The organism is Myxococcus sp. AM009, from assembly GCF_013372605.1.
In the GTDB taxonomy this organism is placed as follows: domain Bacteria; phylum Myxococcota; class Myxococcia; order Myxococcales; family Myxococcaceae; genus Myxococcus; species Myxococcus vastator.
The window spans coordinates 25,300-38,987 of record NZ_JABXEP010000025.1 but is presented as its reverse complement, the minus strand read 5'-3'; the positions used below and the strand labels follow the sequence as shown (position 1 = coordinate 38,987).

Here is a 13,688-nt window from a genome sequence, read left to right as displayed (position 1 = left end):
CCCCCACGCCGCTTCGGCGAGGTGCACGGCCGCGGCATATCCTGCGGGCGATGGCGCCCATCTACACAGTCACCGCCGTGCGGAGCCGGGAAGAATTGGAGCACATCCTGGCGCTGCAGCAGAAGAACCTGAAGCCGACGCTGTCCGAGGACGAGCTGCGCTCACAAGGATTTGTCACGGTCCAGCACGACCTGCAGGCGCTGGAGCAGATGCACGCCATGGCGCCGAGCATCGTCGCCCACCATGACGGAGCACTGGTCGCCTACGCGCTGACGATGCCGCGCGAGGCCCGCGCGCTGGCGCCCGTCCTGGAACCCATGTTCGCGCTCTTCGAGTCGCTCGAGTTCCGAGGCAAGCCGCTGCGCGACCACCGCTTCTACGTGATGGGGCAGATCTGCATCGACAAGGCGCACCGGGGCCAGGGCTTGTTCGACCGGCTCTACCACCAGCACCGGGACCACTTCCGATCTGCGTTCGACCTCATCGTCACCGAGGTGTCCGCGCGAAACCTCCGCTCGCTGCGCGCGCACGAGCGGGTCGGCTTCGAGACGCTCCACACCTACCGGGACGCAACGGACGAATGGGCCGTGGTCGCCTGGGACTGGGCCGCGCCTTGAAAGGACGAGGCGCAACTCCGCGACGGCTTGGGGCGATAATGGCCCTGTCACGGAGGCGACCATCCGCCTCTGTCCAGCCTCGAACGCTCCACGCCCCGGAACACCCGGCGCGACCGCGCGTGGGCTGAGCCGTGAGCCGTGGCCCAAGACGACGTATCAGGTCGAATCCATACGTCAGGAAAAGACAATCACTCATCACCTGTCCGTGTACCCAAAAACGTCCGGACCTCCGTCGTTGGGCAGGGACGCGCCAGGTTGTCTCCCAGGGGGGAAATCACCCTATCGCGACGCACAGAGGGCCTTGGACGCACTTGAAGTGCGCAGGCCCGGAAACGATTTTGTGACACGGCAATAATCTGTTTCTGGATTGCCAGAAACAGGGGCATTTGGTGTATTAAGCCGTCGCACTTCGTTGTCCCCCCTATCAGGAGTTCCCCCAATGCGTCGTTATGTTGGATCTGCCTTCCTCGCCGCCGGTCTGCTCGTTGGCTGTGGCCCGAGCGAAACCGAAACGTCCACGCAGCAGCCCCAGGAGGAGCAGCAGCAGCAGGGGCTGTTCACGGCGACGGACGTGGACGTCGCCACCGAGTGCCAGGGCATCCTCGGGTTCGTGAATCAGGCCTCGTTCAACACGCTGGACGCGTATCTGCCCAGCAACGTGGTCCACAACCTGGTCAACCGGCGCGCGGTGTCGCCGTTCGTGTCCCTGGCGGACATCTCCTCCGTGCCGCTCGTCGGCCCGGCGCGGCTGCAGCAGATCGAGCAGGGCGCCCGGGACCAGGACTACATCGACGTGGAGTGCTACGGCATCGCGGACGGGCTGGCCCTGTCGCACGATGACGCGGCGGCCCTCGTGTCGCTGGTGAACAGCGTCAGCTCCACCGAGCTGCACGACATCCTCCCCTACGCCTGGAACGGCGCGCTGAACCTGCGCAACCAGCGCCCGTTCACGAGCGCGGACGCCATCGCGAACACGACGGGCATCGCCGAGGTGAGCTTCCGCAACCTCCGCAACGCGGCCACGCTGAGCCGTCCGTTCGAGGCGCTCATCGCCGCGGTGAACAACCAGCCGGTTCCGCACGGCGGCGTGTTCATGGCGCGCCACTTCGACTGGTGGACGAACCTGCACGGCGGCCAGTTCTACAACTTCCAGATTGACGCGTGCTTCGGCATCGAGCCGGAGCGCGTGTTCGGCGAGCAGCCCCGTCCGTACCTGGCTGACGCCGCCGAGGTCCGCGCCGAGGTCGAGGCCACCATCGCCGCCTCCGAGCGCCGTGGCGCGTTGGATCCGGCCGTGAAGGCCGCCGGCCTGGCGAACCTGTACACCCTGACCGAGGGCCGCTCGTTCTTCGGCTGCTACTACGGCTACTCGCGTGACCCCTGGAGCGGCCACAGCGCGGCGTTCTTCGTCGACACCGTGTCCGGCTTCAGCGTGTACACGGACAGCTACTGGGTGGAGTGATTCACCGGCGCTCCGGACGGGGCTGAACGGCCCGTCCGGGGCGCGGCAGGCGTAAAGAAAGCCCCAGGCACGATTCAAGTCTGGGGTGACTCAAACTGGCGCCAGCCGCAAGTTTTGCATGCCCCTCGGCGTCGAGTTCGGCGTCAGCCGCAGCCTGATGCAGTGACAGTGCGTTCGACAGGGCTCCTGCCTCGACGCCCCTTCCTCAGACATCGCCTGTCTCCCCGACACGCCGCGCAGCAGCGGCCAGACAAGCCACAGCGCGAGCAGAGGGACACCGCTTGAGAGTACCAGGAGGGCGCCTGGCAAACCACGGAGTCATTCACCCAGGCTCCGAGGTGGTGGAATCGCGTCGCTTCTGACTCGACTCTCACCTCTTTCGGCTGGGTAGTCCAGGCAGGAAGGCGAGGGCAGATTGATGCTCCCCCCTGCATTGCTGAGCCCCTCCCCTCCATTGCACTGCTCTGCTAGAAAGCGCCACCGTCGTGGCTGGTCACATAGGACGCGGAGGACACCCCACCCATGAGCCCCAAGAGCGTCGCCTCTCATTCCACTCCCGCCACATCCTCGCGGCGCGACTTCATCGAAGTGACGGGGGCACGGGAAAACAACCTCCAAAACGTCACGCTCAGGATTCCCCGAGGGAAGTTGACTGTTTTCACGGGGGTGTCTGGCTCGGGCAAGTCGTCGCTCGTCTTCGACACCATCGCCGCGGAGGCTCAACGCCAACTGAACGAGACCTACACCGCCTTCGTCCGCAACCGTCTACCGAAGTATGGCCAACCGGACGTGGACTCCATCGACAACCTGTCAGCCGCCACCATCATCGACCAGAAGCGGCTTGGGGGTAGCTCTCGCTCGACGGTTGGCACCATCACCGACATCGCGCCCCTGCTGCGGCTGTTGTTCTCCCGCGTCGGAAAGCCCGCGGTTGGCAACTCCCATGTCTTCTCCTTCAACGATCCGCAGGGGATGTGCCCGGAATGCTCGGGCATTGGAAAGACGACGCAACTCGACCTGGACAATTTCCTGGACCGCTCGAAGTCTCTCAACGAGGGAGCAATCCTCCACCCTGACTTCGCGGTGGGCAAGTGGTACTGGAAATCCTACACACTCTCCGGACACTTCGACAACGACAAGCCCTTGTCGCGCTACACGAAGGACGAGTGGCAGATGCTCCTGCACGGCGAGTCGCGCCTCACCTTCGAATCCGAAGGGGGCCCCATCTACGCCCGGTACGAGGGCATCGTCGACCGCTTCACCCGCCTGTACATGAAGAAAGACCTCCAGGCGATGACGGAGCGCAACCGCGAGCTCTTCCTGCGGGTCGTCAACTTCGCCACCTGTCCGAGCTGTCAGGGCAGTCGGCTGAACGCGCTCGCGCGGAGCTGTAAAATTGGCGGGCATGACATCGGCCAGCTCTCCGCGATGGAGGCCACGGAGCTGGTGAAGGTGCTGTCAGCCGTTGACGACCCGGCCGGTGCGCCGGTGGTGGCCAGCCTGCTGGAGCGGCTGGGCAACCTGGTGACCATTGGCCTGGGCTATCTGAGCATGGACCGGGAATCCGGCACGCTGTCGGGCGGCGAGTCCCAGCGCATCAAGACGGTCCGCCACCTGGGCAGCAGCCTGACGGAGATGCTGTATGTCTTCGATGAGCCCTCCATCGGTCTGCACCCTCGGGACGTGCAACGGCTCAACACGCTCCTCCTCAAGCTACGCGACAAGGGCAACACCGTGCTGGTGGTGGAACACGATCCGGATGTCATCGCCATCGCCGACCACATCGTCGACCTGGGCCCGCGCGCCGGCCAGCACGGAGGACAGGTCGTCTACGAGGGGCCCTACTCGCGGCTCCAGGACGCGGACACGCTCACCGGCCGCTTCCTCCGGCAAGAACTCCCGCTGAAGGTGGAGAGCCGGAAGCGCACCGGAGCGCTGACGGTGAAGGATGCCCGGCTGCACAACCTCAAGGGGCTCACCGTGGACATCCCGACCGGTGTGCTCACGGTGGTGACAGGGGTGGCTGGCTCCGGAAAGAGCACGCTCATCAATGAGGTGTTCGTGGCGCAGCACCCCGGCGCGGTGGTCATCGACCAGTCGGCGGTGAGCACGTCCATCCGCTCGAACACCGCGACCTATACCGGGATGTTGGACACCATCCGACAGCTCTTCGCGAAGGCCAACGGGGTGAGCGCCTCCCTGTTCAGCTTCAACTCGGAGGGCGCCTGTCCCGGCTGCCAGGGGCTGGGGGTCGTCTATGTCGACCTGGCCTTCATGGATGGGCTCAAGTCCATCTGTGACGTGTGCGCGGGCAAGCGCTTCACCGAGGAGGTGCTAGGCCACGAGCTGCGAGGGAAGAACATCGGCCAGGTGCTTGATTTGACAGCGGCCGACGCGCTGGCCTTTTTCAAGGAGAAGAAGCTCCAGCCCACCCTCCAGGCGCTCGTCGATGTGGGCCTGAGCTACCTGCGGCTCGGACAGCCCCTGAGCACGCTGTCCGGCGGAGAGTGCCAGCGCATCAAGCTGGCGACGGAGCTGCACAAACAGGGGGCCGTCTACGTCATGGACGAGCCCACCACGGGACTCCACATGTCCGACGTGCGGCACCTGCTGGAGCTCATTGAGCGGCTGGTGGTTCGGGGCAGCACGGTGGTGGTCATCGAGCACAACCTGGAGGTCATCAAGCGCGCTGACTGGATTCTGGACCTGGGGCTGGAAGGTGGCCACCAGGGAGGCGACCTCCTCTTCGAGGGCACTCCACGGGAGCTCTTGAAGTGCCAGCACTCCATCACCGCCAAGTACCTGCGTCAGCACGTACGAGCCTCAGGCTGAGGCGGATTCAATGCACCTCCGTCCCGACGCCCCCATGGCGTCCGGCCGCGCATGTCGGATGACAGCCGGGGGAGCACCCCACCGAGGCTCACCGCTCAGTTGGGCCGGGAGGGCCGCTCCGCGGTGGTGATGACGAAGTCCAGCTTCTGGAAGACCCCGGTCTTCTTCGTGTATGCGATATACGCCCGCGTCATCCACCGGGAGACCGGGTTCGCCTTCTCCGCCCGGCGCAGGAGATGGTCGACGAAGGGGTCAAACACCTCCTGGCGGATCGACCGCGCATCCACATTGACAAAGCCCGCCCGCTGGAGCTTCTCCAGGTAGGTGTCCCGCGTCTCGGGCGGATGCAACAGGTCCGCGAGGATGAGCTTCCCCCCGGGCTTCAGCACCTTGTGGGCATTGAGGAAAAACGCCTCGCGGCTGTCGAAGTCATGGGAAGCCTCGACACACGTCACCTTGTCGAAGGCCCCCTCCTCGAAGGGGAGCTCGGTGGCTGACGCCACCCACAGGGAAATCCTCTCACTCCAACCCCGCTGGGTGATGCGCTCCCCCGCCACGGAGAGCTGCTTCTTGCTGATGTTGACCAGGGAGATCTTCGCGGGCGCGAACTCCTCCATCCACAGGAGCGCGTTGTCTCCGAACCCGCAGCCCACATCCAGGATGTTGTCGTCCTTGCCCAGCCGCGCCATTTCCGCGACGAGGCGCGCGAGCGCACGGGAAGCCTCGTCCAGCGACTGCGGCTGGTCCTTCCAGTACCCCATGTTCATGAACAGCGTGTCTTCGGCCACGGACCCGCCCTTGGCCTGCAGGTCATACTGCGCCCGGATCCGAAAATCGTGAAAGCTCCACTTGCGGTAGGCACTGTTCAGAATCGTCATGGACTTCCCTTCCTGAATCGAGCGCGCTCACGGGCAAGCAAAACACCTGAGCTAGAGAAAGTATTGGGGCTGGCGGCTTCGAGTTCCAAGAACAACTGGACTCCGCCTGCGCGCACCGCCCCGGATGAACTGCGTCCCACCGGCCCTACCTGTTGGTGGAGGGAAGCGCTGCGCCAGGAATACGGAATCCTTCGGGCTGACGGCCGTCGACGTCCGTGAAGCCGTACTCCCGAGCCAGGTCTCCGGCGGTCAAATCCAGCCCCGTCTTCTCCATCACCCGGGGATCCGCTGCGAGCGCGACGATGGCGCGCCCCAGATACTCGGGGGACTCGGTGGGGCCGAGGTCGAACTTGTCCTTCTCATGAGCCGCCATGACGCGCTCGGTGCGCATGAAGCCCGGAGCGACCGCGACGGCAGCGACCCGGTGAGCCCGCAGTTCCTGGGCCAGACCGAAGGCCATGCGGATGATGCCCGCCTTGGCTACGTCGTAATAGAGGTTCTGCAGATAGGCGCCATAGGCCCACCCCACCGTGTTGACGATGAGCCCCGGATGGTCGACCTCCGGCTTGGAGTCGGGCTTGCGCATCAACAGCGAGGACGCATACCGGGTCGCCACGAAGTGCGCACGCATGCCGGAGACGAACATCCCTTGCCAACGCAGGTCGAGCGGCTGCTCCCAGAATGGCGCATCGAAACCCACCCCGTCGTAGGCCTCATAGCCACCCCAGACATTGTTCACGAGCACGTCAAGGCGGCCCTGCTCGCGCCGGACGCGCTCGAAGAGCGCCTCGACGTCCGCGTCCACCGAGTGGTCCACGCGCACGGCGACACCGCGGCCTCCCCTGCGGGTCACCTCCGCGGCCGTCTCATCCACCGAGCCCGGAAGCCCCTCGGTGCGCTGGCCGCCTTTCGCGCTGCGCCCCGTGACGTAGACCGTGGCTCCGGCCTCGCCAAGCACGTGGGCGATGGCCCGCCCCGCGCCACGGCTCGACCCGGTCACGACGGCCACCCGGCCAGCAAGTCGCGGTGTCTGAGAAGAGGAAGCATGCGCCGTCATGAAGGGTCTCCCGCGGATGAAAGGATGCACTGCAGCACTGAATCGCGCTCGTAGCCTTGCGCGACCGGGTTGCCACCGGCGAGGTGGAGCACCGTGCTGAAGAGCGCGTCAATCTCCATCAGGCGCCGCGCGTCCCCCTGGAGGCTGCCGGTGAGGTAGTTGACGGAGACACCGCGGAAGCGCTCGTCCGTGGCCCCCACCGTCACACCCTTGCGGATGCCCCGCCCCAGGAGAATCCAGCTGTTCTCCGGCCAGTGGTCCTTGCCCTGGGCCATGTTCAGCTTGGGGAAGCGTCCCATTTCCGAGGCGATGACAATGGTCGTCTGCTCAAAGAGCGGACCGAAGGCGTTGTGCTCGCGCTTGAGCATGTCCACGAACGCACCGATGTCGTTGAAGATGGGCCGGGTGCGCGCGCTCTGCAGAGCGATGTTGTTGGTGTGCGTGTCCAGCCAGACGCGGGGGGAGCGCACGGTAATGAAACGAGCATGGTTGTGGCGCAGCGCGTGGAAGGCGAGCGCCAGTCCCGGCCCCAGCGGGCTGTCGCGCAAGGTGGTGGCGCGAGGGGCCGAGGACATCAGCCGCTGCAGGTAGCCGGCCTGCCTCAGCCGCTCCTCGTGGGCCGCGAGTTCGTCGGGCCGCGAGCCCAGCAGCCGCCGTGCCTCCTCGATGCGCACGGACTGGAGCTCGTCGAACCACGCCGGTGTCTCGAACAGGGGCCGCTCATCCCCCACCAGCATCGCCACTGTCACGGGGTCGATGCTGAGCCCGCCGGTGGGCGGCATCACCCGGGCCGCCGGGTTGCCCGGCAGCAGGAGCATGTCCAATGGGTGGGCGGACTCATCCGCCGGTCCCGTCTGAATGTGGAGGTGGGCGATGGGAGCACCGCCCGGCAGCGTCTGGGCCGCCATGTCGCCAAAGGGCGGGGAGCTGGCGCCGTGCCGCTGGCGCCCCGCGCGCAGGATGCCCTCCCCGGTCTCATGGGCCACGGTGTTGTAGCGCACGCCATGAACCAGGCACAGGTCCTCGTCGTGCCGCAGCAGGCCCCCCATGAGCGGACCGTAGAGCCGAAGGGCCCCCTTGAGGCGCTCGTCCGCGAGGTAGCCGGTGTCGAGCGCGCCGGCCGTGGCGGGGTCCTTCGCGTCCACGGTCATCACGCTGTCGAAGCCACCATCCAGTGAAATGCGGACGATGTAGTGCGGCCGCACGGGCGTGGCCACTGGCGCGCCGCTGGCATTGGCTGGCCCGGACACCGGGGCCACCTTGCCGGAGCGCAGTCCACAACCGGAGAGCAGGGACAGCCCGCCAGCGCCAGCCAGGGCCTGGAGGAGATCGCGCCGGGAAATCCAGGTCATTGCGCCAACTCCTTCGGAGAGGGAGTCGGAAGCTCCAGCCGGAGCAGGCGAACCCCTGACAGGTAACTGCTACAGAGCGCGACCGAGGCCTCCCGCGGGGAGCCGGTCACGCGCAGGAAGCGGAGAAAGCGCTCGCGCCCCTCGTCCACGTCGGAAGCCGAGGCCGCCTGGCGGAACGTGAGCTCGAACACCTTCCGCACCATCCCCGCCACCGCCGCGGCCGGAGGCGCATCCCCGGCGCGCAGCTCCTCGCGCCACAACAGCCTCTGCGCGGCGGGCCGGCCCTGGTCGATGTCAATGATGCGGGAGCATAGGCCGATGGAGACGACCTGGGGACGCGCCTCGGGAGCGAACTCCCGGTAGGGGGCAACGAGCTCCGCCAGGGCCTCCTCCGACATGAAGGGCCGTGCCACCTCACGGACGATGAGCAGCCAGTCCTCCGAAGTGAGCTGGAGCTGCGTGCGGAGCGCGGGGGGATGCGTCGACTCAGCCAGCAGCGCGGCGATGGCGCTGACGAGCTCCTGACGGTGCCCCGGCCCCAGCGGGGACGGAGGCGGTCCCGGCTTCTTCCACTTCTTCTTCACCACCTCTGGAGAGGGTGGCATCCGGCCTGTCTCGAGCATCTTGTGGATGGCGGACCAGGACTCGCTGTCGCGCACGGGGGGCGGCGTGCTCAGGTCGAACATGCTGTCGGCGTTGTGGCAACCCGCGCAATGCTGCTGGAGGAGCACCGTCACACGCGGAGGCACCTCCTCCGTCGGCGTCGCGGTCAGCAGCAGGAAGAGGAGGCTGGTGGCGTTCATGGGCTTGGGTTCAATGCGAGCGGCTCCGTCTGCGCCTTGCTGAGCAGGATGGAGCGGATGAGGACCTCGACCCGACGCCCGCTCTTGTCGAAGGCCTGCGCCAGCTCGGCCAGGAGCTGGCGCTCCTCCGTCGTGTTGTGAGGAGGCCTGCCGACGAAGTAGGTGAACAGCCGCGCGCTCGCGCACTGGGTGAACTCGGGCTGGCGGGTGACGAGCGCGGCCAGTGCACCGTAGCCCTCACCCGAGCCCCGGAGGTCCTCCGCGCCGTTCATGTAGAGGCGGCCTTCGACCACCTTGTTCGTGGGCACGGAGCCGAAGAGCGGCGGACGCAACCCCACCAGGAAGCCGGCCCCGTAATCCATGGGTGCATGGCACCCGCTGCAGGCGAGCTGGTGGCGCATGGGGGAGGAGTACACCTCGAAGCGCACCCCCGCGTGCTGGTCATGGGTGATGGCGAGCAGCGCATCCCTGTCGACGTTGTTGGCGGGGAAGTCCACGCAGAGGAACTGCGAGAGCAGCAGCAACATGGTGGCTCGGGCCGTGCCCACGTACGTGGACGTGAGCGGAGTGTTCAGGAACAGGCCGCTGCCACGGTAGAGCCCTGTTCGCTCCACCCACTGACCGGGAGCGTCCAGGTCCACGGAGGTCAACATCTCGAGCAGCCGCGCCTCGAGCGCCTTCGAGTAGGGCCGACTGCCCACCAGGGCCAGCATCTCACGCCGCAGGTAGAGGAAGCGCGTGAGGCCCGTCTGCCAGGTGGTGGACGTCGTCATCAGCTCGTCGAACGAGCGCCCCTTCGCCATGAGCTCCGCGCCCGTCTCGGAGATCTCACTCGTCATGGCCTCCATGAGCCGCTGATCCATCCGCGGCGACTCGTCCTCTGGAGGCAGACAGCCGAGCAGCAGTGAGCCACACCCGCACCCCGGCCGCGGAGGCGTTGGGATGGTAGGCTCGGCCTGGCCGCCGCAGTAGCCAACGTCGTCGAAGACGTTCTCTGGACGGTAGCTCTCCCGGCACACCGAGACCCGCTGCCCACGGGCCCACCAAGGGACCACCTCCACGCGCTCGTTGGGGGGGCACGGCGATGCCTTCTCGGGGTGGCCGGCGGGCAGGGTATGCGGCAGGAAATACACCCACCCCTCCCCTTCGCGCACACGCGTCAGCTTGCCCACGAAGAGGTTGGACTTCGCTGGAACATAGACGAGGCTGGTGGCCAGCCTCCGATAGAAGCCCCGGTCGAGCCAGCGCGACATGTGCTCTTCATACAGGCGCGCCGGGCGCTCACCGCGCGCCAGGCGCTCCTCCAACGCACGCCGCTCCTCGATGTCGAGGCGCTGGAGCCGCAACCTCAACGAAAGCAATTGGACGAGTTCGACGACGCCCTGACTGGAAGCGGATTCGGCCGCGGAGGCTGGCGTCACGGCCAGCCCGAACGACAGCACCAGCGCCCATATCAACGCAGATGAAAATCTGGCGGAGCAATGAATTGCAGGCATCGTCGTAAACATTAACAAACCCCTCATCAACAGAACAAGCGAGGCCCGCGGAATTGAAGCGATTTCGCCTCCGCCGGCACACGCTACCGGGGCGCTTGCCGCACCGTGGCGGAGCCCGGGTGCGCGGTCATGGGGAAGGCCCGGCCGACATAGGTGGAGTTGCCCCAGTTCTCCACATCCAATGAGGCCGCGGGAATCATGTAAGGGGGCCGTTGGGCCACGTTCAGGCCCGGCAACTCCGGCAGGCCGTCGGAGCGGTCCACCACGCGAAGGGTGAAGCGCCTGCCCGCGGGCACCGTCAGGCGCAGCGTGTTGCCCTCCTGACCAAGGGCCTCCAACCAAAGCACCCACTCCGATTCCGCGCCCGGGGAGGTGTCCGGCGCCTGGGCGGTCGGCCCGGGCTGCCCATCCAGCGCATACGCGAGTACAGGCACTCCGGAGACGGACACCACGGCGCTGCGCGCGCCACGCGGCGAGCCGATGTGCAGCCCCACCGTCCGGCGCTCGCCCGAGACCGCGTCGTCGAGCACCGCCAGCGTTGGCGGCGTCGTGGACAGGACGGGTGCGGGGCCATGGAGGAAGTCCCGCCCCCAGCGCGGCAGGAAGTCCGGCAGCGGCCCTTCCTTCACCTCTCCAGAGAGGAACTGCTGTGTCCAGGCGTCGAGTCGCGCGTCGCTGGTCGCCCAGAGCGCACGGCCCGTGTCCGCGTCCAGTGCATACACGAGGTTGTTCGCCCTCGGTCGCTCCGGGGTGGGCGCCGCGGGGAGGCTGGCCAGCGCGACGAGCGCCCCGCCCACGACCAGTGCCCCGGCCGGCAGCGACCAGCGACGCGCGGCGCGAAGCTCGTGCAGGAGCGGAATGAACAACCCAAGCAACAGCCCCGCCATGAGCGCGGCGACAGCGCCCATGCGCAGCGTCAGACCCACGAAGGACAGTTGGATGAGCGGAGCCACGACGAGGCTCGCCGGCACGGTGGAGAGGAGCAGCGAGACCAGCAGGCGCCCCGCGGCTGGACGTGGCGCATCCACGTCTGGCAGCAGTTCCAGTCCGAGCGCGGCCCCCAGCAACGGCCAGACGAACAGGAAACTGAAGCCCGTCAACAGGGCCGCGGTCAGCACGGCCAACAAGGCCCACCAGAACGAGGCGCCAACAGCCAGGGCGTACACCCCGACACGTCGGCGCAGCAGAGCGGCCAGGGTGGCCGTGCCCGCGAGGCACAGGGCCATGAGCCCGGCCAGGTAGAGCCCGCCGTCATACGTATGTCCAATGCGGCGAAACTCCTCATTCGTGGCATCAGCAAGCAGCCCGAGCACCACTGCCACCACGACGAGGACGACGAGTTGGAGCAGGAACGCAAGGGCTCCCCAGAGCGCCGAAGCCGCCCGGAACCGCCCCCGCCGCAGGCCCCTGGCGGCCACGCAGGCCCAGAGCACGGCCGCCATCAGGGCCAGCGGCATGCTCCACGCCGCCGGATAGACGATGAGCGCCGGGCCGGGAAGGTTGAAGAAGACCCTGTCGGAGGCGTCTCCCCGCGGCAGTTCCCCCTCCCCCAGCCGCCGCACGAGCCGCAGGGCATATTCGCCGTGGTGCTGCACGACGCGCGGGTCCACGTTCTCCGGTCGGTCGAGGGCGCTGTGATAGGTATTGATGCCGTCGATGTAGGCGAAGTTGAGGCCCGGGAGGCCCGCCTCCTTCGCCAGGGTGAACTCCGTCATGTTCGGCAGGTGCCGGTAGGCCTCGTCGAAGAGGGAGCTCGCGAAGGCGTATGGCACGGCCGAGGCGAGCTCGCTCACCATCCAGCCGCTCTTCGGCCCCGTCTCGAACATCAACACGGGCCCACCACTGCCCCGCGCCTCGAAGTTGAGCACCACGCCCAGCTTGTGCCGCAGCGGATGCCGTTCGAAGAAGGCCTTCGCCCCCAGCAGCCCCACCTCCTCTCCATCAGAGAAGAGGAAGACCACGTCGCGTTCGAGCGTCCGCCCGGTGTGCGTCAAGGCCCGCGCGGTCTCCAGCAGCGCGGCGACGGCGGTCGCGTTGTCGTTCGCCCCCGGGCCGGCTGGGACCGAGTCGTAGTGCGCCATCAACAGGACCGCCCGCTCACTGGAGCGGCCTGGGCGCTTCGCGATGATGTTCCGCACGACGGCCGCGGGACGGTACTTGGGACCAAAGGGCGTGATGAATTCGGCGATGCTCGTCGCCTCCTGCACCTCCGGCGCCAGCCCGAGCTTCGTGAGCTCCGCGACCAGGTAGGCGCGGACCCGGGCATTCTCGGACGAGCCAATGGGGTGCGGACGCTGGGCGATGGCGTACACGTGGGCCATCGCCCGCTCTGCGGAGAACCCACCTTCCGGCGCGGAGGCCGGCCGTGAAGCCGGCGACCGGAAGGAGAGCAGCGCCAGGAGGATGCTCACCCCCACCCCCACCACCGCCACCAAGGCAATCCACTGGCGTGTCAGGCCAGAATCCACACCTGAGTGCGTTGTGAGCATCGCCGTCCCGCGGGCCTAGCGCTTGCGAGCGAAGGTCAGTCCGTCAGCGATAGGGAGCATGCTGACGTCCACCCGTTCGTCAGTCAGGAGCTTGGCGTTGATGCGCCGCAGCGAGTCCGTCTCCGGATCCCCGACGACGCTCGGGTCGGCGACCTTCCCGGACCACAACGTGTTGTCGAGGATGATCAACCCGCCGGGACGCACCAGCCGCAGCGCGTGCTCGTAGTAGAAGTCGTAGCTCTCCTTGTCCGCATCGATGAACGCGAGGTCGAACGTCCCGCGGTGCTCGCTGGCGACCAGCGCCTCCAGGGAATGGTGGGCGTCGCCAAGCCGGACCTCGATGCGATCCGCCACGCCCGCCCGCTGCCAGTAGCGGCGCGCGATGGAGACCCACTCCTCGCTCAGGTCGCACGCGATGACGCGCCCATCGGCGGGCAGCGCGAGCGCGGTACACAGGGTGCTATAGCCGGTGAAGACGCCCACCTCGAGCGTCTTGCGCGCGCCGATGAGGCGCACCAGCAGGCTCAGGAGCTGCCCCTGCTCGGGAGGAATCTGCATCGTGCGCAGGGGGAGCTTCGACGTCTCCTCCCGCAGGTCGCGAAGGATGTCGTTGTCCCGCACGGAGCTGTCGCGGATGTACTGCAGGACGGACTGTGTCAATTCGACGTGGTGGATCATCTCGGTCTTCCTATCGGACGTTCG

10 protein-coding genes are annotated in these 13,688 nt (G+C 67.2%); 3 read left to right on the top strand and 7 right to left on the bottom strand.

The features are described 5' to 3' along the window. Positions 1-50: 50 nt before the first annotated feature. The 3 genes from HV824_RS08990 (at position 51) to HV824_RS08980 (ending at position 4,911) form a co-directional block, all read left to right on the top strand. A complete protein-coding gene (locus HV824_RS08990; RefSeq protein ID WP_176423075.1) occupies positions 51-617 on the top strand; it encodes a GNAT family N-acetyltransferase in 567 nt (188 codons plus the stop codon). A gap of 439 nt (positions 618-1,056) precedes the next feature. After that, positions 1,057-2,079: a hypothetical protein gene (locus HV824_RS08985; RefSeq protein WP_176423074.1), complete on the top strand. Its 1,023-nt coding sequence runs from the start codon at positions 1,057-1,059 to the stop codon at positions 2,077-2,079. Between the two features lie 648 nt (positions 2,080-2,727). Beyond that, complete coding sequence (locus HV824_RS08980) at positions 2,728-4,911, top strand: excinuclease ABC subunit UvrA (protein WP_255207880.1); 2,184 nt, start codon at positions 2,728-2,730, stop codon at positions 4,909-4,911. A 95-nt stretch (positions 4,912-5,006) separates the two neighbouring features. On the opposite strand, the gene HV824_RS08975 is transcribed toward HV824_RS08980, so the two are convergent. From HV824_RS08975 to HV824_RS08945, 7 genes are all read right to left on the bottom strand, one after another. Next, a complete protein-coding gene (locus HV824_RS08975) occupies positions 5,007-5,789 on the bottom strand; it encodes a cyclopropane-fatty-acyl-phospholipid synthase family protein (protein ID WP_176417142.1) in 783 nt (260 codons plus the stop codon). A 145-nt stretch (positions 5,790-5,934) separates the two neighbouring features. Beyond that, complete coding sequence (locus HV824_RS08970; protein WP_217917241.1) at positions 5,935-6,789, bottom strand: SDR family NAD(P)-dependent oxidoreductase; 855 nt, start codon at positions 6,787-6,789, stop codon at positions 5,935-5,937. Between the two features lie 53 nt (positions 6,790-6,842). Continuing rightward, positions 6,843-8,198 carry a DUF1501 domain-containing protein gene (locus tag HV824_RS08965; protein ID WP_176423072.1) on the bottom strand — a complete coding sequence of 452 codons (1,356 nt, stop codon included), beginning with the start codon at positions 8,196-8,198 and terminating at the stop codon, positions 6,843-6,845. Then, entirely contained in the window at positions 8,195-9,001 is an 807-nt protein-coding gene (locus tag HV824_RS08960) for a hypothetical protein (RefSeq protein WP_176417139.1), read from the bottom strand. Before HV824_RS08960 ends, HV824_RS08965 begins: the two co-directional genes overlap by 4 nt. Continuing rightward, on the bottom strand, positions 8,998-10,497 hold the full coding sequence (locus tag HV824_RS08955; RefSeq protein WP_176417138.1) for a DUF1585 domain-containing protein: 1,500 nt from the start codon (positions 10,495-10,497) through the stop codon (positions 8,998-9,000). The genes HV824_RS08960 and HV824_RS08955 overlap by 4 nt, the downstream gene beginning before the upstream one ends. Positions 10,498-10,580: 83 nt before the next feature. Then, positions 10,581-12,965, bottom strand: a complete 2,385-nt coding sequence (locus tag HV824_RS08950) for a M20/M25/M40 family metallo-hydrolase (RefSeq protein WP_176423071.1) — start codon at positions 12,963-12,965, stop codon at positions 10,581-10,583. Positions 12,966-13,001: 36 nt separating this feature from the next. Then, the gene (locus tag HV824_RS08945) at positions 13,002-13,664 is read right to left on the bottom strand and encodes a class I SAM-dependent methyltransferase (protein ID WP_176417136.1); all 663 of its coding nucleotides are present in this window, start codon (positions 13,662-13,664) and stop codon (positions 13,002-13,004) included. Positions 13,665-13,688: the final 24 nt, after the last annotated feature.

Coding starts and splice junctions, on each gene's coding strand:
- HV824_RS08965 (WP_176423072.1), bottom strand. CDS start 8,198: ATGACCTGGATTTCCCGGCGCGATCTCCTCCAGGCCCTGGCTGGCGCT.
- HV824_RS08985 (WP_176423074.1), top strand. CDS start 1,057: ATGCGTCGTTATGTTGGATCTGCCTTCCTCGCCGCCGGTCTGCTCGTT.
- HV824_RS08960 (WP_176417139.1), bottom strand. CDS start 9,001: ATGAACGCCACCAGCCTCCTCTTCCTGCTGCTGACCGCGACGCCGACG.
- HV824_RS08975 (WP_176417142.1), bottom strand. CDS start 5,789: ATGACGATTCTGAACAGTGCCTACCGCAAGTGGAGCTTTCACGATTTT.
- HV824_RS08945 (WP_176417136.1), bottom strand. CDS start 13,664: ATGATCCACCACGTCGAATTGACACAGTCCGTCCTGCAGTACATCCGC.
- HV824_RS08990 (WP_176423075.1), top strand. CDS start 51: ATGGCGCCCATCTACACAGTCACCGCCGTGCGGAGCCGGGAAGAATTG.
- HV824_RS08955 (WP_176417138.1), bottom strand. CDS start 10,497: ATGCCTGCAATTCATTGCTCCGCCAGATTTTCATCTGCGTTGATATGG.